We start from the raw sequence: 18,733 nt of genomic DNA on the forward strand, positions 1-18,733 counted from the left end.
CGCCCGCAGTCGCTTCGAGCAGGTGCCGGCAATCCCGGGAGGGTATGGTGCGCTGCCGCTGGTTCATGCCTGGTGAGGTTAGTGCGGGAGGTGTGCCGGAGCCACTGATATTCGCACCGTCGCCCGGAGTCCGGTGAGCGTACTCCCCCGCCCGTCAGCCCGCGCCCCGCCAACCACCCGGTTCCAACGCCGCATCCCCGTCACCGCTCCGCGCCACCCCGACAAGCCGTCGCGTCGGAGACCCCCGCCGATCGCGTTCACGTGCCCACTGCCTGAGCGACCATGGACAGCCATACGGCCCGCGCCACCGGGGCGCGCCCGTGTGCCCCGGCTCCCAGCTGGGGGGACTGAGTAGTCGAGCTGGCGCCGCAGGGCGCGGCTGCCCGACGATGACGCGACGGAAGATCACGGAGAGGGGTCGGCACGATGACGGGCGACTTGGCGTGGATCGGGGAGCACTGGTACAGCGGTGCGATCGTCAAGGACGGGATGCGGGCGGACATCTCCCTCACGGCGGTACGGGGCGTGGACCCGGTGGACTTCGTGGTCCGCCTCGGTGCCGACCGCCGCATGGCCGAACGGCCGCCCCTGTTCAAGGACTTCGACAGGCGGGGCGTGGACTGGGGCGACAGCGTGGCGATGTTCGGCCGCAGCGGCGAGTGGGCGTACGTCCTGGAGATGGAGCGATCCACCTGGCACCTCGTCTTCCTCGACCGGCTGGGCCAGGACACCCTGGTGGGGCAGGGCGAGGAACTCGTCTGCCTGGATCGCTTCCTGCACGAGGCCCCGTGGGTTTTCTACGGCGACGCAGCCGGCGAGATGAGGGCCGTCGAGCCCGGTGACAGCCTGCTGGAGACCGCGATCCCGCCCGTGGACCGGCTCGGGGCGTTCGCCGCACTGGATGCGGCGATGCGCCGGGCCGGCGCGGTGCGGGCCACCTTCCCCGGTTGCGAGGACCCCGAGGACGAGGACGAGGAGCTGGCGAGGCGGCTGTTCGGGGCGGTCGGCGAGCATCTCGGGTTGTCGCTGCCGCGTCGGGAGATCGAGCAGGGGCTACTGCCGGCGGTGCTCCTGCCCACGCCACTGTGAACGGGCAAACAGCGGGACGTCGGCGGCCTGGCTACCGGGAGGGCCGCCCGCACCCGTACCTCAATCCTCCGCAGCCAACTCCCCCGCCCCGTAGAGAAGTTCGCCGAAGGGTGTCGGGTCGGGTCGCTGCCCGACCAGGACGCGTTCGGAGTCTGTCGGTTCCCCCGGGCGGAAAAACAGCAAAGGCAAGGAGAGCGCTCTCCTTGCCACTCTCAACTTATAGCGTACTGGGGGGCTTGCCGCAAGGCCCCGGGCATGGCGCACAATCGTCGACCGATGCCAGCGCCTAGGGAAAATGGGGCACTACGTGCGTGAGTTGTTGTCGACGTATGGGGGACGCGGTGTCGTCGGACCACTGGAGGCGGCGGTGATGCGATCGGCCACCGCAGTGCGAGGGAACGTGGCTGCTTCGGAGGTGTCGCAGTGATCGAGCGGTACGTGTGGGATCTTCGCGACGCCGACGAGACGCAGGTGGCGGTCGTCGGTGGCAAGGGCGCGCACCTGGGCGGGCTCTCCCGGATCGACGGCGTCCGGGTGCCGGAGGGCTTTTGCGTGACGACGGACGCCTTCCGGCGGGTGATGGCGGAGGCGCCGTCGATCGATGATCAGCTCGATCAGTTGTCGCGGCTGGACCCGGACGACCGGGAGGCGGTCCGCAGGCTCAGCGCGCAGGTGCGTCGGACCATCGAGGGGATCGCCGTCCCGGACGATCTCGCGGCGGCGATCACCCGCGCGCTCGGCCGGTTCGGCGAGCAGGCCGCCTACGCCGTCCGGTCCAGCGCGACGGCGGAGGACCTGCCGACGGCTTCCTTCGCCGGCCAGCAGGACACGTACCTCAACGTCATGGGGCGGGCGGAGATCCTCCGGCACGTCAGCCGGTGCTGGGCCTCGCTCTTCACCGAGCGGGCCGTGACCTACCGCCAGCGGAACGGCATCGACCACCGCACGGTCCGCATGGCCGTGGTCGTGCAGCGGATGGCCTTCCCGCAGGCGTCCGGCGTCCTGTTCACGGCCGACCCCGTCTCGGGCAACCGGAAGGTCGCCACCGTGGACGCCGGCTTCGGTCTCGGCGAGGCCCTGGTCTCCGGGCTGGTGAACCCCGACGTCTTCACCGTCCGGGACGGCGCGGTCGTCACCAAGACGATCGCCGCCAAGCAGCGTGCCGTACAGGCCCTGCCGGCCGGCGGTACGCAGGAGGTGGCGATCGACGCGCAGCAACAGGAGCAGCCGGCGCTCACGGATGCGCAGGTCGTGCGCCTGGTGGAGCTCGGGCGGCGGATCAAGGCGCACTTCGGCCGCCCGCAGGACATCGAATGGTGCCTGGTCGACGACGGCTTCCGGATCGTGCAGAGCCGGCCGATCACGACGTTGTTCCCCGTTCCCGAGGCCGGCGACCAGGAGAACCACGTCTACGTCTCCGTCGGTCACCAGCAGATGATGACCGACGCCATGAAGCCGCTGGGGCTCTCCATGTGGCAGCTGACGGCCATGGTGCCGATGCACGCGGCCGGCGGGAGGCTCTTCGTCGACGCCACCCGGCGCCTGTCCTCGCCCGCGGGCCGCGCCGCCCTCCTGGACGTCATGGGGAAAGGCGATCCGCTGGTCAGGGACGCGTTGGAGACCGTCCTCGACCGCGACGACTTCGTCCCGTCGCTGCCGGACGCGGTGCCCGGCAGGCCGGCGGCCGGCGGTGCGCCCGCCCCCATCGAGAACGATCCGGCCGTCGTCAAGGAGCTGATCGAGCGCAGCCGGGCGTCCGTCGCCGCCCTGGAACGCGACATCCGGACGAAGACCGGACCGGAGCTGTTCGACTTCCTGCTGGAAGCCTTCGACGAGCACAAGCGGGCCCTCGGTGATCCGCTGAGCGTCCAGGCGATCATGGCGGGGATGGAGGCCACCTGGTGGCTCAACGACAAGCTTCAGGAGTGGCTGGGCGAGAAGAACGCGGCCGACACGCTCACGCTGTCCGCCCCCGACAACATCACCTCCGAGATGGGACTGGCGCTGCTGGACGTCGCGGACGTGATCCGCGCGCGACCGGAGGTGGTGGCCTTCCTCCAGGACGTCGAGGACGAGGACTTCCTGGGCGAGCTGGCGAAGGTCGCGGGCGGGTCCGAAGCGCGCGACGCCATCGAGGGTTACCTCGACCGGTACGGCATGCGCTGCGTCGGTGAGATCGACATCACGCGGCCGCGATGGCGCGAGCGTCCCAACACGCTCGTGCCCGTGCTCCTGGACAACGTCCGGAACTTCGCGCCGGGCGCCGCCGCGCGACGCTTCGAGGAGGGGCGGCGGAAGGCGCAGGAGAAGGAGGAGGACGTGCTGACGCGCTTGCGGGCGCTGCCGGACGGGGACCCGAAGGCCGACGAGACCAAGCGGATGATCGACCGGGTGCGGACCTTCATCGGGTACCGGGAGTACCCGAAGTACGGCATCGTCAGCCGCTACTTCGTGTACAAGCAGGCCCTGCTGGCGGAGGCCGAGCGCCTCGTGGCGGCCGACGTGCTTCCCGCGAGGGAGGACGTCTTCTACCTCACGTTCCAGGAGCTCCACGACGTCGTGCGCTCGCACCAGGTGGACGGCCGGCTCGTCCAGCAGCGCAAGGACGCGTTCCGCGCGTACCAGGCGCTCACGCCGCCCCGGGTACTCACCTCGGACGGCGAGGCCGTCACCGGGGCGTACCGGCGCGACGACGTGCCGGCCGGCGCCCTGGTCGGCCTACCGGTGTCCGTCGGGACCGTCGAGGGCAGGGCCCGCGTCGTCCTCGACATGGCGGAGGCCGATCTCGAAGCGGGCGACATCCTGGTCACGACCTTCACGGATCCGAGCTGGTCGCCGCTGTTCGTCGGCATCGCGGGCCTGGTGACGGAGGTGGGCGGACTGATGACCCATGGCGCGGTGATCGCCCGGGAGTACGGCCTGCCGGCCGTCGTGGGCGTGGCGCAGGCCACCCGGCTGATCCGGGACGGGCAGCGGATCCGCGTGCACGGAACCGACGGCTACGTCGAGATCCTGCCTTGACCGAGCACACCGACCACACCGACCACTCCGAGTAAGCCCGTCCGTCCGTGGCTTCCGGCCGAGCGATGCCCAGCAGTCGACGGCCGCTCCATGGCGGCCGTCGAACGGCCTGGTAGCGAGCTGACGGGCGACCGTGGCGAGCCCGCGGCCGCAGCCACCCGACGCCGATTCGGTCGATCCGTGTCCGTGCCGTACAGTTCACAGTGCCGTCGCGGGGTGGAGCAGCTCGGTAGCTCGCTGGGCTCATAACCCAGAGGTCGCAGGTTCAAATCCTGTCCCCGCTACTGAAACGGTGCAGGCCCGGTGGATCCCACCGGGCCTGCACCGCGTTTGCGCACCCGAGCGAACCGGCCCGCGGATTCCCCGTTGCGCGCGGCCGGGACGCCTGCGGCGAGCCGCTACTGTGGCGCTGCCGTCTGACCGTCGCCAGATTTGGGGTAGCTCCAGTGAGCAACGTCGATGCCTTTCGTCTTGTCGTCACGGGTGGCGGCACCGGTGGTCACACGTATCCGGCGCTCACCGCGATCCGTGCGCTGCGCCGGCGGCTGTCGGCCGAGGGCAGGGCCCTCGACGTGTTGTGGATCGGCACTGCCGACGGACTGGAGGCCCGGGTCGCCCCGGCCGAGGGGATCCCGTTCGCCACGGTGGCCACCGGCAAGGTTCGCCGGGCGAAGAACCCGCTCAAGATGATGTCGGCGGCCAACATCAAGGACATGGCGCGGGTGCCGCTCGGCGTCGCGCAGGCGCGGAAGCTGGTCGCGGGCTTCGGGCCGGACGTGGTGCTCGCCACCGGCGGCTACGTCGCCGTGCCGACCGGCCTGGCGGCGCGCATCTGCCGACGTCCGCTGGTGCTGCACGAACAGACCGTGCGGCTGGGCCTGGCCAACCGCAAGCTCGCCGGCTCGGCGACGCGGATCGCGGTGTCGTCGGAGTCCTCCGTGCCGCTGCTGCCGGAGCGGGTGCGCGGGCGGGCGGTCGTCACGGGAAACCCCATCCGCCCCGAGGTGCTCGCCGGGCACCCGGACAAGGCGGTGCAGAGTCTCGGGCTGCACGCGTTCGACCGGGGGCTGCCGACGGTGTACGTCACCGGCGGCGCGCAAGGGGCCCGGCAGATCAACGACGTCGTGCGGGACGCCCTGCCGTGGCTGCTCCAGCAGGCCAACGTCGTCCACCAGTGCGGCCCGGACAACGTGGCGGAACTACGCCGCCACGCGGCAGCGCTGCCGACGGCGTTGGCCGGCCGCTACCACCTGACCGGTTTCGTGGGCCCGGAGCTGCCCGACGTCCTGGCGCTCGCGGACGTCGTCGTGTCGCGGAGCGGTGCCGGGACCCTCGCCGAGCTCACCGCGCTCGGCAAGCCGGCCGTGTTCGTGCCACTGGCCTCCGCGGCGGGCAATGAACAGGCGCACAACGCACGACACTTGGAGGAGGCCGGGGCGGCGCTCGCCTTGCTCGGTGACGTCACCGCCGGCCGCCTGAAGGACGCCGTGGGACCGCTGCTCACCGACCCCGCACTGCGGGCGACGATGGCGGAGCGGGCCCGGGCGCACGGGCGGCCGGACGCGGCGGACCGGTTGGTCGAGGTCCTGGTGTCCACCGCATCGGGCTGACCGCTGTGGCGCGGCCACAGGCATGGCGGAGCCCGTGCCGCTCCTCGCGGTCGTCGTCGCCGTGTTGACCGTCCTCGCCGTCGGCGTGGCAGTCACGACGGTCCGCAACGGGCAGGTGTCTGCGCACGCCGCCCCCGAAGGCCGCGCTTGGTCACTGGGTGCGCAGTGCGCCCCACAGCGGCAGTTGCTCGAAGAACGCGACGGCTTCGTCCCGCCACCGCCCCCGCCAGGTGGCGGCGACGGCGGCCGCCTCCTCGGCACCGCCGCGGATCTCGGCGAGAAGTTGCTCGTCGACGCCGTGGTGCCTGGCGATGTCCTGAACCCGTTCGACGGTCTGCGGCGGGCAGCCGGGGCCGGCGAGCGCCGACTCCACCACCGCCCGCTCCGCGCCGCTCGTGGCTGCCAGCAGTGCGCACACCGCGTAGCTGCGGCGGCCCTCGCGCAGGTCCGATCCCGCCGGTTTGCCGACCGTGCCTGCGTCCGCGAACAGGTCGAGGTAGTCGTCGCGCATCTGCCCGCTCACGCCGAGCAGTCGGGCGTACCGGGTCAGCTCCTCCTCGTGGGCGGTCACGTCCGCGCCGGCCGCGAGCAGGCCAAGCTGCAACGGAGCCAGCACCGAGTAGCGGGCGCTCTTGTACTCGGACACGGTGTCCAGCACCGCGCGGTCGGGCACCGGGCCGAAGTCGCGCTCCAGGTCGAGGAATTGGCCGCGGACCGTGTCCGCCCCCGCCGTTGCCTGGACCGCGGCCATCGCCTGCCGCAGGTCGCGGGGCACCGGCGCGGTCAGCAACACCTGGACCGACAGGAACGCGGCCAGGTCCCCGGCCAGGACGGCCAGGCCCAATGCCGTGTGCGGACGGTCGGGGAACCGGTCGCGGTAGGCGTAGTACACCGACGGCGCCCCCCGGCGCACCGGGGAGTCGTCGATGATGTCGTCGTGGATCAGCCCGTGCGTCTGCAACAACTCGATGCTGAGCGCGGCCTCGTCCAGCCCCGTCACGGCATCGGGGGTCACCAGTCGCGCAGCCTCGTACACCAACGCGACCCGTAGCCGCTTGCCGCCCCGCAGTGACATGTCCCGCACCAGCTCCAGGGCCTCGGGCACGAACGCGTTGCGCGGCGGCCCCTGCCTGGCGACCGAGTCGAAGTAGTCCGCGAACAACCCGTGGAAGCGGTCCCGGCATCCGGCGAGCCGCTCGTGCACACCGGCCTCGATCTCAGCACTCATCGCTCTCCCTGGCACCCCGTCAGGCGCGACGGCCGTCGACGCACATCGTCAACTGGCATTCAACACCATCGGTGCGTGGCGCGAAGTGACCGCTTCCCTCGGACGATCGCGGGGGAGCCGGCAGGCCGTGGCGTCGGGGGCCTGGCGACCCGAGCAGCACCTCGGCGTCCAACGTCGACGACTCGCCTGGTGCGGTGGCGGAAGCCACCGGCTCGGCGTGGGTCGGGCCCGCGGCGGCCAGGCACGTTGGGCGCGCCCACGAGGCGTCGGGTCGGGCGGATAACCTGGGCCCGTCAGTAAAAGATCACCGAAGGGCGAAGCACATGGCAGACATCGTGGAGACGGCGGCACGCAAGGTTTTCGCGCGCTACGACCTCGACGGGGACGGTCAGGTCACCGCGGAGGAGTACCGCCAGGTCATCGCGGAGCTGGAGGGCACGGAGATCACCGAGGCGCAGGCTCAGGAGCTGATCGACTCCCTCGACACCGACGGCGACCGCCAGATGTCCTTCGAGGAGTTCTGGGCGGCCATGAATGGCTGACGCTGTCGGGTCCGGCACGTGAACGTGCCGGACCCGGTCGTCATCCCCCATCCGGTGCGACGGGGAGGACCATCAACACCCTTCACGCGCCTCGCCGTTGCCGGCCGGCGTGCCAGCAGAGCCAGGGCTGGGCGCGGCAGGTCGCCGGCAAGGCCAGGCATCCCGCCGGGGCCCGCCTCGCCCATAGCAGGGGTCGACAGGTGGGCGCAACTACCCGCCGCTGAAAGCCCTTTCGAGGGCTAGCATCACTCATCGCGAGTTCACCAGCACGGTGAGTACCCCTACGGGGTCACTGCGAGAGTGGGGGTAGGCGTGCGGGATGTCGTGCGTGAGTCGGCGTTGGCGGGCCGACTGGTGGTGTGGGAGGAGTCGGCCCGGGACGGGGCACAGGCCAAGACGCTGATGCCGGGCGGGTTCCGGGTGCGCCTGGCGTTGGAGCAGGGGGCGCTGTTCGGTGCGGACGGGCCGCGCCACGTGGTGTTCGCGGCCGGCTTCCCCGCGGTGTGCGCCGAGGAGTTCGAGGCGGTGCGGCAGGTCGCCGTCGAGGCCGAAGGGCACGTCAGCGTCGCGGCCGTCTGTCGCGGCGCCCTGGCCGACGTCCAGCAGGCCGTGGCGTCGGTGCGCGGCAGCACGCACGCCCGGGTGATGGTGGTCGTGCCGGCCTCCGAGGCGATGGCCCAGGTGATGGTCCACCAAGGCGCCCGTGAAGCGCTGGCGCGCGGCGTGGACCTGGTCAAGGCAGCCCGCGACCTGGACGACGAGGTCGCCGTCGACGTGTGCCTGGCCGATGCGTCCCGCGCCGACCACCTGCTGATGGCCGATGCCGCGGGAGAGTTGACCGTCGCCGGGGCCGGCACGGTGATCCTCGCCGACACCGTCGGCCGGCAACTCCCCGCCGAGGCGGCCGAGATGTTCGCACGCGTCTCCGCGGCGTCCGCCGCCGGGACGGTGCTCGGCTCGCACCTGCACAACGATCTCGGCCTCGGCCTGGCCAACACCCTCCAGGCCCTCCGGGCCGGGGTGCGGGTGGTCTCCAGCTCATGGCTGGGCCTCGCGGAGCGCTCCGGCATGGTCGCCACCGAGCAACTGCTGTTCCTCCTCGCCCACGCCCCGGACCGCGTCACCAAGCTGCTCGGCACCTCGCACAGGGCGGACCTGTGGTGGCGGGCGCCCGACCTCACCCGCCTGCCCGCGATCGCCGCCCTGGTCTCCGAACAGACCGGCGTGCCCCTGACGGTGACCACACCGGTGGTGGGCACCGGAGTCGGCACCCTCTCCACCGGCACCCCCTTCGTGGACCCCGACCTGTTCCAGCCCTACGACCCCGCAACGCTCCTGGGCATCGAACCGAGGATCGTGCTCACCCACCTGGCCAGCACCCGTGTCGTCACCGCCGTCGCCGCCCGGCTCGGCCACCGCCTCGACGCCGCACAGAGCAGGGCCGCCAGGGCCTGGGTCAAGGCCCGCGCCTTCCGCACCGGCCGCGCCGTCGTCGACGAACACGCCTTCGCCGCCTACCTCGACGGCCTCACCGAGCACCGCACGGAGACCACCGCATGAGCCACCGACCCGCAGCCGACGCCACCCCGGCCACCAGCGACACCGCCACCGTCCGCCGCGCTCTCGCCCTGGGCCGGGCAGTCGTCCTGCCCAATCCCGCCCCACTCACCTGCGTCGTCACGGCCACCCGGCCCACCGCCGTCAACGTCGCCAAGGGACGCCCCGCCGACCAGGCCGTCGCCCTATGGGCCCACCACCCGCACACACGCGAGGCACTGACCGAGCACCTCGACCTCAGCCCCGACGCACACCGGCTCGCCCGCCGCCTGCTCACCGAGGAACTCGTCACCCTCCTGGCACCCCTGCGCCGCCCGCACGACGTCCCGTCCTGGCTGGCCCCCGCCGCCAAGGACGGCTGGACGCTCCTGTTCGCCGCCCGCTGGCAGCCCCTGGCACCACTCCTCGACGACTTCCCCCTGCTCTACGTCAGCAGCGCCAACCGCACCGGACACCCGCCCGCAGCCACCCCTGCCGAGGCCGCGCCGCACTTCGCCCCCCACACTCCCGTCCTCACCGCCCCCGTCCCACTCGCCGCATCCCTCAGGCACGCGACCACCACCGTCCGTGTCCACCCCGACGCACGGACCGAACTCCACCGCCACGGCGCCCAGGACCACCCCCACCCCAGCGCCGAGCACTACCTCAGCCACCTCCACCACACCTACCGAACGTCACCCACCGTCTGAAGGCGCGCAGTCGCCCTCTCCCCCGTCGCCAACTCCCGGCGCCCGTCGGTCTGATCGGAGGATTCGCCGCGGCCGGGCCGTTCACGGACGGGCGTTGCCGGGGTCGGCTCCCCGTGTGGTCAGGGGCGAGGTCGCCCCTGACCACACGTGCGTCACACGGGGAGCAGGTGCCACTGCCGGTCCCGGTGGTCACCCTCCGCCCGGTGCTGCTGGATCGCCGTGCGGGCGTTGGTGTCGACGCGCAGGAGCAGACCGCTGTTCCGGTTCGCGATCTCGTACACCTGCGGGGTGTCGGTCGCGGAACTCACCGGGATCAGCCTCCAGTGCTGGTGGTGGGCGTCGTCACCCTCGTAGGCCCGTTGCGCGACCACTGCTCCGGCCGTCTCGTGGCCCCCGACGATCTCCAGGACCTTGCCGCTGCGCAGGTTCTCGATCGTGTACAGGTTCTCGCCGTCGACCTGGCCCGCGACGACCAGCCGCCACCGCTGGTGGCCCCTGGGCGTGGCGAGGGTCTGGTGGATCTCGGCCCCGTCCTTGGTGGACTCGCGCTGGACCGCCATCCGCAGCCTGCTGCGGACGTTGGCCCAGGAGACCACCGTGCCCGATGCGGGCAGCCCGGCCCGCTTCGCCAACACGACCTTCCGAACCCGATGGTTGGCGTGGTCGGCGATGTAGAGGGTGTTGGCGCGGTCCACTGCGAGCCCGATCGGTTTGTTCAGCTGGGCTGACGCGGCCGGGCCGGCGTCACCGTCGAAGCCCCCGGTGCCGGTGCCGGCGACCGTGCTGATCTTCCCGTCGGACGTGACCTGCCGGACCCGGTTGTTGCCGAAATCGGCGATGTAGAGCGTGCCGACGCTGTCCAGCGCCACCTCGAACGGGTTGTCCAACTGGGCGGCGGTGGCGGGGCCTCCGTCACCACTGAAGCCCTTGGTCCCGGTGCCCGCGACCGTGCTGATGATCCCGTCGGCCGTGATCTTCCGGACCCGGTGGTTTCCGTTATCGACGACGTAGAGCTCGCCCGCGCGGCCCACCACCACCCCACGCGGGTTGTTCAGCTGGGCCGAAACCGCCGGACCACCGTCTCCGTCGGAGCCTTTGGTCCCGGTCCCCGCTACCGTGCTGATCAGCCCGTCCGTCGTGATCTTCCGAACTCGGCGGTTGTTGTGCTCGGTGACGTACAGGGTTCCGGTGCTGTCCACCGCCACCCCGTACGGGCCGTCCAACTGGGCGGCGGTGGCGGGGCCTCCATCACCACTGAAGCCCTTGGTGCCCGTGCCGGCGACCGTGCAGACCTTTCCGTCGGCCGCGACCTTCCGGACCCGGTGGTTGTCGGAATCGGCGATGTAGACGGTGCCCGCGCTGTCCACCGCCACTCCCCGGGGGCGGTTCAGTTGGGCCGAGGCGGCGGGGCCGCAGTCACCGCCGAAGCCCTTGGTGTCCGTGCCGACGACGGTGGTGATCTTCCCGTCAGTCGCGATCTTCCGGACCCGGTGGTTGTTGTACTCGGAGACGTAGAGGGCTCCGGTGGAGTCCACCACGACCCCGTACGGATTTTTCAACTGAGCTGACACAGCAGGGCCGTTGTCCCCTGTGAACCCGCTGACCCCGGTCCCCGCGACCGTGCTGATCGGAGGGGCGGAGTCCTCGCCACCCGTGGTTGCCTCGTGGGCAGTGCTCATCGTCATCCCTTCACCGTTCACTGACGGCCTGCTACGAGCGGTTGTCGTTGGAGGCGGACGGGTCCTCGGCGGTCGGCTTGGATGCCTTGGGGGCCTTGGAGAAGTCGTTCTTGTTCGGCTTGTTCTCCAGGTCCGCGTCCTTCTGGAGGCCGCTGTGCTCGGTCACCGTGGAGCTCGATTCCTGCATGCCGGCGGACGCCGCACGGGACACCGAACCGGGGTCCTGGGCGTACTGGGCCTGCGCGCCGGCCGATGCCTGGGTGGTCTGGACGAAGGAGCCGAGGAAGCCCAGGACGGCCCGCGCTTCGGGCGAGGTCTCCTGCACGACCTTCGCGCGGGAGTTGGCCCCGTGGATCGAGCTGTTGAACAGGCTCGCACTCGTGTCGTCGTACGTGTCGTCGTCGGCGTCCTCGAAGTCGACGCCGGCCCCCGGTTGCGGCTTGGTGCCGTCCGTGGTCACCGAGAAGAGCCCCGCGCCCTTGTCCGCGAAGCCGAAGATATTGTCGAACACCATGGTCGTCATCCCTGGTCGTCGTCGTGGCGGCGTGGCCCGCCCGGTCAAGGCTTCTTGTGGAGTTCCCGGTCACTGCCGGTCAGGCTCTCGCCGTCGAACATCGTGTGGTGGACCTCCAGGGCGGAGACGACCTCGGCCAGCCCCCTCATGCGGAAGCCGTTGCCGCCCGCCAGGTCGATGTCGCCGAGGTTGCGGGCGACCATCCTGCTGAGGCCGGGGTGTTCCCCGGGCTGCGGGGGAGACAGGACGGCCACCGGCACGTCGTACATCACCGCGAGCAACCCGGAGAAGGTGACCGGGATCTCGTAGGTGTACTGCTTGCGGGTACGTCGCTGCGTGACGATGGTCTCCACCCGGGAGCCCGGCGGGACCTCGCCGGAGATCTGCGATTTCGAGGCCCAGCTGGTGGTCAGGGACCCGCCGACGGAGGCCGTGATGCCCAACGCCAGCTGGGCGTTGAGCGTCGCGCTGCCGGTGGCACTGCCCTGGGTCGTGAACGCCACGGAGTTCGTCACCGAGTTCGCCGCGGAGTTCGTCGCGGAGTTCGTCGTGGCCGTCTCGGTGGTGTTGGCGTTGTCCACCCCGATGCTGTCCTTGCTGTTCTTGTTGGTCGTGGTGTTCCCGTTCTTGTTCGCCATGTCGTTCTTGAGCTGCGTCTGGAGTTGCGTCTGGAGGTCCATCCGGAGCTGGTTCTGCAGTTGCAACTGGAGCTGCGCGCTAACGCTGCCGCCGAAGGTGAGCCGGGCGTCTCCCTGGAGTGACCAGGTGACTCCGTTCGACACGGTGAAATCGACCGAGTCGGTGAAGTTCATCGAGGACGTCTGGCTGCGGTTGACGTAGGCGCGCGAGGAGAACGTGTCGGGCGGCGGCTGGCTGATGTTGCGCCGCTCCTCGATCAGCGGCTCCCCGAGGTTCATGTAGGCGAGCCAGCCCAGTTTGAACGCGGACCCGGGGAAGGCGCCGAAGCTCGACTTGTTCAAGGAGAACCCGACGGGCTTGTGGCGCACGCCGTAGTCGTCGACGTATACCAGGTTGGGGTGGTCCAGGATGGACTGCCAGGTCTGCTCGATGTTGAGTTCCCGCAGGTTCTTCTTCGTCAGTGGCTGACGCTTGGCCCGTTCCAGGTTGTACGCGTTGGAAGGCATTCCCCGTCCTCGACTGGTCTGGTCGCACTGCGTTCGGCGAACGGCAAAGCGGTATCAGGCATCTGCACATGTCCCGACCAACGAAATTACCGGGACCTCCATCACCCAAACGGTGACTCAGGGCATTCACCCCATCGGGTGATCAAGGTTGGGCGACCGTTCTCAACTCGCGGCAAATGAAGGTACGTTGAGGCGCCGCCAATCACCCGATGATGACTCTCCGACAGTCCTGCCTGTGCGCACCGCGGCCTCGGCCGTTGACGTGGGTGAGGGTATTGGATCCGGCCATCTCATCGCTTTCGAAGTCGTCTTCGTCGAAGGCGATCGAAGCTCCAGTAATTCCGCGCGATAAAGCACTGAACTGACCGCCCGACGCGTTGTTCTCCACATTCAGAACAGGTGAGGTTTTCGCGATGTACACCCAAGAACGCACGGCGATGTCGAATTTGGTGGTCGGCGGACCGGTGGCGGTGAACAGCTACGACAACGCGATCGTGGCGGCACTGCTCGAAAACCGGCCGGTCATGCTCGTCCACGCCTTCAACGGCGGCTACCTGCGGCCCGCCGAGCTGAAGGAGGAGAGCCACGACAAGGGGGTCAAGCTGGCCACCGCGCTCGACCCGGACACCAAGGAAGCGCAGGGCCACCTCTGGTACATCACCCCCGCCGGCTTCTTCGGGCAGCGACCGCTGTACGTCATCGAGAGCGCCGCGGGCCAGGTGTCGCCCAAACCCGCCGGTGCGGGCGAAGCCGACGCCGGTCGCGGCGACGACGGCGCCCCGAAGCCGAAGCGCAGGCGCATCACCGTCCACCAGGAAGCCCCGAAGAGCACGGCCGACACCGTTCAGGTCGGGCTCCCCGACAAGGTCGGCGACAAGTGGCGCGGGAAGAACGGCGCGCCCGAGGACACCCAGCTCTGGGTCGTCACGGTGACGCCGTGGGGCGGGATCACCTTCGTGCCGATCACCCACCCCGACGCCATCCTCGGGTTCAAGGACCACGCGGTGACGGCCGACAGCGAGGTGCGCCTCACCTACAACTGGGGCGGGGACTTCACCGGGACGGTCATCAACACGTTCTATCCGCGGCTGCCCAGCGAGTGGAACGTCCCGTACCACCACGTCTTCACGTGATCCGCGGCCGTCGCCGTGCCAGAACCGTCCCGAGCCAACGCCCGAACCGCCTGGAAGAGGCACCACGATGTCCGTGCCCACGGAAGAACTGAAGCTGGAGATCGTCAACGCGGCCACGGGGAAGCCCCTCGGCACCGAGGCCGCGCCGACCGCGGACGGGGCACTCGTCGTCCGCGACTTCCCCGATGACGGCCCGCGCCCGGAGCAGTGGCAGCTCGCCCCCGTGCAGGCCGCGGAAGGCGAGGAAACAGAGGACGACCAGGGATATGTGATCCGCAACGCGGTCACCGGCAAGGTGCTCGACGACCCCGCTGCCGCGGACCGCGCCGTCCGCCAGTGGGACGCCGCCGACGGCAATCAGGGTCAGCAGTGGCACGTCGTCCCCGTTGAGGGCGAAGCGGGCCTCTACTTCATCGAGGGCGCGACCGACGGCGCCGTCCTCGACCTCGACGAGCCCGGCGCGGACGACACCCGGGTCGTCCTGCGCGAGCACGACGACGGCGCGGAGAGCCAGCGGTGGCGGTTCGTCCCGGCCGAGCCCGAGCGCACCAGTGACCCCGCGTTGCGCTGGGCGGCACTGGGGCACTGGAACGGCCGCCAATCCTGGCGGCTGGCCCCCTCGACCGCGCTGCGGCCGGCCCCCGGCGCGACGCCCTCCTTCAGCAACATGCTGCTGGTCCTGGAGCGGTTCGGGAGCGACGAGGCCGCCGGGCAGTGGAAGAGCGAAGGGGTCACCCGCGCTCCCGGCGGACAACCGGGCTGGTGGGCCGGGGCCGGAGCGCGGTTCCTCGCCGACACCACGGGAGCGGGGCGGGCGGACGTCGTGGGGCTCAAGCCCGAGGAAGGGGCCGTGACGTCGTCCAGCAGGGGCGACGGCACGTTCGACGACGAAGAGCGCGTCCTGCACCCTCCCGTACCCGCGGCGGGCCCCGAGGACCTGTGGACCCTCGTGGACACGACGGGCCGCGGCAAGCCCGATGTCGTCGTGCTCGCCGCCGACGGTGTCCGGGTGTCCCCTCAGGGCGAGGACGGGACGTTCGCGCCCGCGGGCGAGCCGGTCCTCAAGGCGTTCGGACACGGCGAGCCGGCCGGTGGGTGGCTCGCCGACAGGCATCCCCGCTTCCTCGCCGACACCACCGGAGACGGCAGGCTCGACCTCGTCGGCTGCCACGACGACGGCGTCTGGGTGTCACTCCAGGACGAGGAAGGGACGTTCGCGCCGATCGGCGACGAGCCGGTCCTCCGGGCGTTCGGCCACGACGAGAAGGCGGGTGGGTGGCTCGCCGCCAAGCACCCGCGTTTCCTCGGCGACACCACCGGAGACGGCAGGCTCGACGTCGTCGGCTGCCACGACGACGGCGTCTGGGTATCGCTCCAGGACGAGGAAGGGACGTTCGCCGACCCCCTGTACGTCCTCGATGCCTTCGGGGTCGACCAGGGGTGGGGCACGGTCGAGGAGCACCCCCGGTTCCTGCTCAGGACCACCGGTGGCGGATCGCTCGACCTCGTCGGGTTCGGCCCGCAGGGCGTCGTGGTCTCGCGGGGGCGCGGCGACGGCACGTTCGGGCCCGCGAAGCTCGTACTGAACGACTTCGGGCCCGCCCAGGGATGGACGAGCACGAAGCACCTCCGATTCCTCGGCGACGTCACCGGCGACGGCAACCCCGACGTCGTCGGCTTCGGCGACGAGGGGGTCTGGGTGTCGCACAGCCGCGGCGACGGCACGTTCGAGCAGGCCCAACTGGTGTGCAGCGGCTTCGGATACAACGAGGACTCCGGCGGTTGGCGGGTCGACCGCCACCCCCGCTTCCTCGCCGACATCACCGGTGACGGGCGCGTCGACATCGTCGGTTTCGGCGGCCCGGGGGTGTACGTGGCCCGGAACCTCTTCCGGCGCTTCAGGACCCGGTAGTCCGGGGGAACGGGACGCCCCTGCTGGCCTTGGAGGGCCGGCCCGGCACCGTCCGGGGCGTCCTCTGACTGCGGGCGGCGGAGCCACCGCCGTGGGCTCCACCGCCCGCAGTCGGCACGGGGTTCACTCGTGGGCGCTGAGCACGCCGCCGGCGCTGAGCACGATGGAGACGCCGTTGGCGTCGAGGCCGACGTCGTGGCCCTTGGTCTCCAACGTGGCGTCGACCGAGCCGTCGTGGCCGATGATCTGCGCGCGGTACCGCAGTTCGCCGATCTTCGTCACCTTTGCGGTCCAACCACCGGCAAGGTGGAACGTGCCGGGCCCCTGCTGCCCACCACCCATCCAGGAGTGGACCTCGCCGCCCATCGTGAGCACCACGAACATGTCGTTGGCGTCCAGCCCGGCGTCGATCTCCTCCCCCGTCGTCTGCAACGTCGCCAACACCGCACCGCGGCTGACGATCTCGGCTCGGTAGCGCTGGCCGCCGAGGTCGTAGATCTTGGCCGTGCTGCCGTCCACCAGAGTCTGGGTGCGGACCGGGGAAGCCGACTTGGCCGTGGAGGCGCGCGTGCCGCCCGAGTGCTCGCCCGTGAGGGACGCCTTGGCGCCGACGCTCTGCAAACCGGACCAGCCCGCGGGACTGGCATCGGCGACCGCCGCACTCGCGCTCGTGCGTCCCGCGGGCTTGGCGTCGGTGGCGCCCGAGCCGGACCAGGCAACCAGGGACAGGCCGGCGGCCGCGGTCAGGGCCGCCGCGCCAACGCGCAGAGAACGGCTGCGGGCGATGCGGACGGTGGTGCTGGAGCGCATGTCGTGTTTCCTCCGGGGCAGTCGGTGGCGAGGATTCCTCGCGACGCCCCCACTCTGTGCGAGGGCGCTATCGCCAGGCCGCCGCTCCGCTAACGCCTGGCTAACACGGCTGTGAGCGGGGACGGACGCCAAGGCAATCCCGGAGGAGCCGAGCCGTGGCGACCGGAGCACACCTGCCGCCGCACGTCGTGCGGACGTCGAATATTTCCGTGCCGTGGCACGGGGTGGGAGGGCAGACTCGCCCCATGGCGCACACGGAGGCGTTCCGGGATGCGGTCACCCATTGGGCGACGGGCGGTCCCGACGGGCCGGCGCGCGATCTGGCGGACGGACTGGGCGTGCGGACCGCGGTGCTCGTGGAAGGACTGAGCGATCTCGCGGCCGTCGAGGCGTTGGCCGCCCGGCGTGGCCGGGACCTGGCCGCCGACGGTGTGTGCGTCATGCCGATGGGCGGGGCGATGAGCGTCGCCCGCTACGCCGGCCTCCTCGGGCCGCCCGGCCTCGGTCTGCGCCTGACGGGACTCTGCGACGAGGGCGAACGGGGCTTCTACGAACGCGGCCTGACGCGGGCACAGGCACCGCTGGAGGACGTCTACGTGTGCGCTGCGGACCTGGAGGACGAACTGATCCGCGCGCTGGGCACGGTGGGGGTCGAGGAGATCATCAGTGCCGAGGGCGACGTGCGCGCCTGGCAGACGTTCCAGCGCCAGCCCGCACAGCACGGCCGGCCCAGGCATCAGCAGGCGCGGCGCTTCCTCGGCACGAAGAAGGGCCGCAAGATCCGCTACGGCCGGCTGCTCGTCGAGGCCCTCGCACCGGACCGGACACCGCCCCCGCTCGACCGCCTCCTCGCGAGCCTGTGAGGCCGTGAGCTGGGAGGTCGTGAGCTGGGAGGTCGTGAGCTGGGAGGTCGTGAGCTGGGAGGTCGTGACCTGTGAGGCCCGTGCAGCGACCGCGAGCCAGTCCCGTGCGAGGAGCACGCCCGCCAGGCCCGGCCGCGGAGGGGGGCCGCTGCCACGTAGACCTTGGCTCCCACCCGTTGGAACCCGTCGCGGTGGGACGTCGGCCAAGTGCCGGCTCAACGCAGGACCGCGGCGCTGCCCTCCGGTCGTCCCGCACCGCCCAGATGCTTCTGCTGGACGGCGGTCAGTTCCCGGACGACGAAGACGGCCGCCACCGCTGCGGCCACGACGGCCACATCAGCCGCCAACAGGAGCCGCACGTCGCTGTAGGCACGCGCGATGACCTCGTCCGTGGAGACGCTGAACTTCAGTATCCCGCTCGGGATCCCGGCCAGCCACAGTCCCCACCACCAGTTCACGGCGCGCGGCACCCGTTCCGTGGGGGCGCTCCGCTGGTGGGCGTCGACGACGATCCCGCGGGGTACCCACAGTTGGGCGACGGGCACGATCCAGCCCAGGAGGACCCACGGCGAGGCATGGCGCGGCGGCCGTCCCGAGAGGACGTGCGCGTTGTCCCGCACGCGCGACAGCCACAGGAGGAAGGCGACCGCACAGACCAACGTGGCCGCATCCGCCAGGGCGCTGACGAGGTGGTAGGCGTTCTCCAGCCCGGTCAGCGGGCGGTGTCGGCCGTCCCCCTGGTTCGGCAGCCCCGAAGGCGGCAGCCCGGCCGCGGCGAGCCGGACGTGCCAGACGGCCTGGGTCGCCCAGGCGGCGCCGGCGAGGACGAGGGTGGCGACGGCACTTCGAGCGCGTCCCCGTACCGGGCACAGTGCCTGCTGAGTTATATGAGCGTTCACCCGGCCATCCTGACCTGCTCCGGCCCGAATGTCACAGTCCCG

General features: G+C 71.1%; 15 protein-coding genes and 1 tRNA gene. 10 read left to right on the forward strand and 6 right to left on the reverse strand.

Features of this window, described 5'->3' with window-relative positions:
- The first annotated feature begins 426 nt into the window (after positions 1–426).
- From ACLJT4_RS13645 to ACLJT4_RS13660, 4 genes are all read left to right on the forward strand, one after another.
- Positions 427–1,089: a hypothetical protein gene (locus ACLJT4_RS13645; protein WP_411122568.1), complete on the forward strand. Its 663-nt coding sequence runs from the start codon at positions 427–429 to the stop codon at positions 1,087–1,089.
- Between the two features lie 423 nt (positions 1,090–1,512).
- Positions 1,513–4,110, forward strand: coding sequence for a rifamycin-inactivating phosphotransferase (gene rph, locus ACLJT4_RS13650; RefSeq protein WP_411122569.1), 2,598 nt, complete (start codon positions 1,513–1,515; stop codon positions 4,108–4,110).
- A 210-nt stretch (positions 4,111–4,320) separates the two neighbouring features.
- Positions 4,321–4,394, forward strand: a tRNA-Met gene (locus ACLJT4_RS13655).
- 162 nt (positions 4,395–4,556) lie between these two features.
- Positions 4,557–5,720: a UDP-N-acetylglucosamine--N-acetylmuramyl-(pentapeptide) pyrophosphoryl-undecaprenol N-acetylglucosamine transferase gene (locus tag ACLJT4_RS13660; protein WP_411122570.1), complete on the forward strand. Its 1,164-nt coding sequence runs from the start codon at positions 4,557–4,559 to the stop codon at positions 5,718–5,720.
- A 151-nt stretch (positions 5,721–5,871) separates the two neighbouring features.
- Here the strand turns inward: ACLJT4_RS13660 and ACLJT4_RS13665 are convergent, their stop codons facing one another.
- The gene (locus ACLJT4_RS13665) at positions 5,872–6,948 is read right to left on the reverse strand and encodes a polyprenyl synthetase family protein (RefSeq protein ID WP_411122571.1); all 1,077 of its coding nucleotides are present in this window, start codon (positions 6,946–6,948) and stop codon (positions 5,872–5,874) included.
- Positions 6,949–7,271: 323 nt separating this feature from the next.
- On the opposite strand from ACLJT4_RS13665, the gene ACLJT4_RS13670 reads away from it, so the two are divergent.
- The 3 genes from ACLJT4_RS13670 (at position 7,272) to ACLJT4_RS13680 (ending at position 9,736) form a co-directional block, all read left to right on the forward strand.
- A complete protein-coding gene (locus ACLJT4_RS13670) occupies positions 7,272–7,490 on the forward strand; it encodes an EF-hand domain-containing protein (RefSeq protein WP_016576971.1) in 219 nt (72 codons plus the stop codon).
- A gap of 312 nt (positions 7,491–7,802) precedes the next feature.
- Positions 7,803–9,050, forward strand: a complete 1,248-nt coding sequence (locus ACLJT4_RS13675; RefSeq protein ID WP_411122572.1) for a 2-isopropylmalate synthase — start codon at positions 7,803–7,805, stop codon at positions 9,048–9,050.
- Positions 9,047–9,736, forward strand: a complete 690-nt coding sequence (locus ACLJT4_RS13680; protein ID WP_411122573.1) for a Sua5/YciO/YrdC/YwlC family protein — start codon at positions 9,047–9,049, stop codon at positions 9,734–9,736. Before ACLJT4_RS13675 ends, ACLJT4_RS13680 begins: the two co-directional genes overlap by 4 nt.
- 152 nt (positions 9,737–9,888) lie before the next feature.
- Here the strand turns inward: ACLJT4_RS13680 and ACLJT4_RS13685 are convergent, their stop codons facing one another.
- From ACLJT4_RS13685 to ACLJT4_RS13695, 3 genes are read right to left on the reverse strand one after another with little or no spacing between them, the layout of a single operon-like run.
- The gene (locus ACLJT4_RS13685; protein WP_411122574.1) at positions 9,889–11,415 is read right to left on the reverse strand and encodes an RICIN domain-containing protein; all 1,527 of its coding nucleotides are present in this window, start codon (positions 11,413–11,415) and stop codon (positions 9,889–9,891) included.
- Between the two features lie 31 nt (positions 11,416–11,446).
- Positions 11,447–11,929 carry a hypothetical protein gene (locus ACLJT4_RS13690; RefSeq protein WP_411122575.1) on the reverse strand — a complete coding sequence of 161 codons (483 nt, stop codon included), beginning with the start codon at positions 11,927–11,929 and terminating at the stop codon, positions 11,447–11,449.
- Between the two features lie 44 nt (positions 11,930–11,973).
- Complete coding sequence (locus ACLJT4_RS13695) at positions 11,974–13,074, reverse strand: hypothetical protein (protein ID WP_411122577.1); 1,101 nt, start codon at positions 13,072–13,074, stop codon at positions 11,974–11,976.
- A gap of 413 nt (positions 13,075–13,487) precedes the next feature.
- On the opposite strand from ACLJT4_RS13695, the gene ACLJT4_RS13700 reads away from it, so the two are divergent.
- Together ACLJT4_RS13700 and ACLJT4_RS13705 are read left to right on the forward strand one after the other, a co-directional pair.
- Positions 13,488–14,207, forward strand: a complete 720-nt coding sequence (locus ACLJT4_RS13700; protein WP_411122578.1) for a hypothetical protein — start codon at positions 13,488–13,490, stop codon at positions 14,205–14,207.
- Positions 14,208–14,274: 67 nt separating this feature from the next.
- On the forward strand, positions 14,275–16,119 hold the full coding sequence (locus ACLJT4_RS13705) for an FG-GAP-like repeat-containing protein (protein ID WP_411122579.1): 1,845 nt from the start codon (positions 14,275–14,277) through the stop codon (positions 16,117–16,119).
- A 123-nt stretch (positions 16,120–16,242) separates the two neighbouring features.
- On the opposite strand, the gene ACLJT4_RS13710 is transcribed toward ACLJT4_RS13705, so the two are convergent.
- Positions 16,243–16,929: a hypothetical protein gene (locus tag ACLJT4_RS13710; protein WP_411122580.1), complete on the reverse strand. Its 687-nt coding sequence runs from the start codon at positions 16,927–16,929 to the stop codon at positions 16,243–16,245.
- Between the two features lie 245 nt (positions 16,930–17,174).
- Here ACLJT4_RS13710 and ACLJT4_RS13715 point away from each other — a divergent pair, with 245 nt between their 5' ends.
- A complete protein-coding gene (locus ACLJT4_RS13715) occupies positions 17,175–17,792 on the forward strand; it encodes a TOPRIM nucleotidyl transferase/hydrolase domain-containing protein (protein ID WP_411122581.1) in 618 nt (205 codons plus the stop codon).
- A 215-nt stretch (positions 17,793–18,007) separates the two neighbouring features.
- On the opposite strand, the gene ACLJT4_RS13720 is transcribed toward ACLJT4_RS13715, so the two are convergent.
- A complete protein-coding gene (locus ACLJT4_RS13720) occupies positions 18,008–18,691 on the reverse strand; it encodes a DUF4328 domain-containing protein (protein WP_411122582.1) in 684 nt (227 codons plus the stop codon).
- Positions 18,692–18,733: the final 42 nt, after the last annotated feature.

It is taken from the genome of Streptomyces sp. x-19 (assembly GCF_046549115.1).
In the GTDB taxonomy this organism is placed as follows: domain Bacteria; phylum Actinomycetota; class Actinomycetes; order Streptomycetales; family Streptomycetaceae; genus Streptomyces; species Streptomyces albulus_C.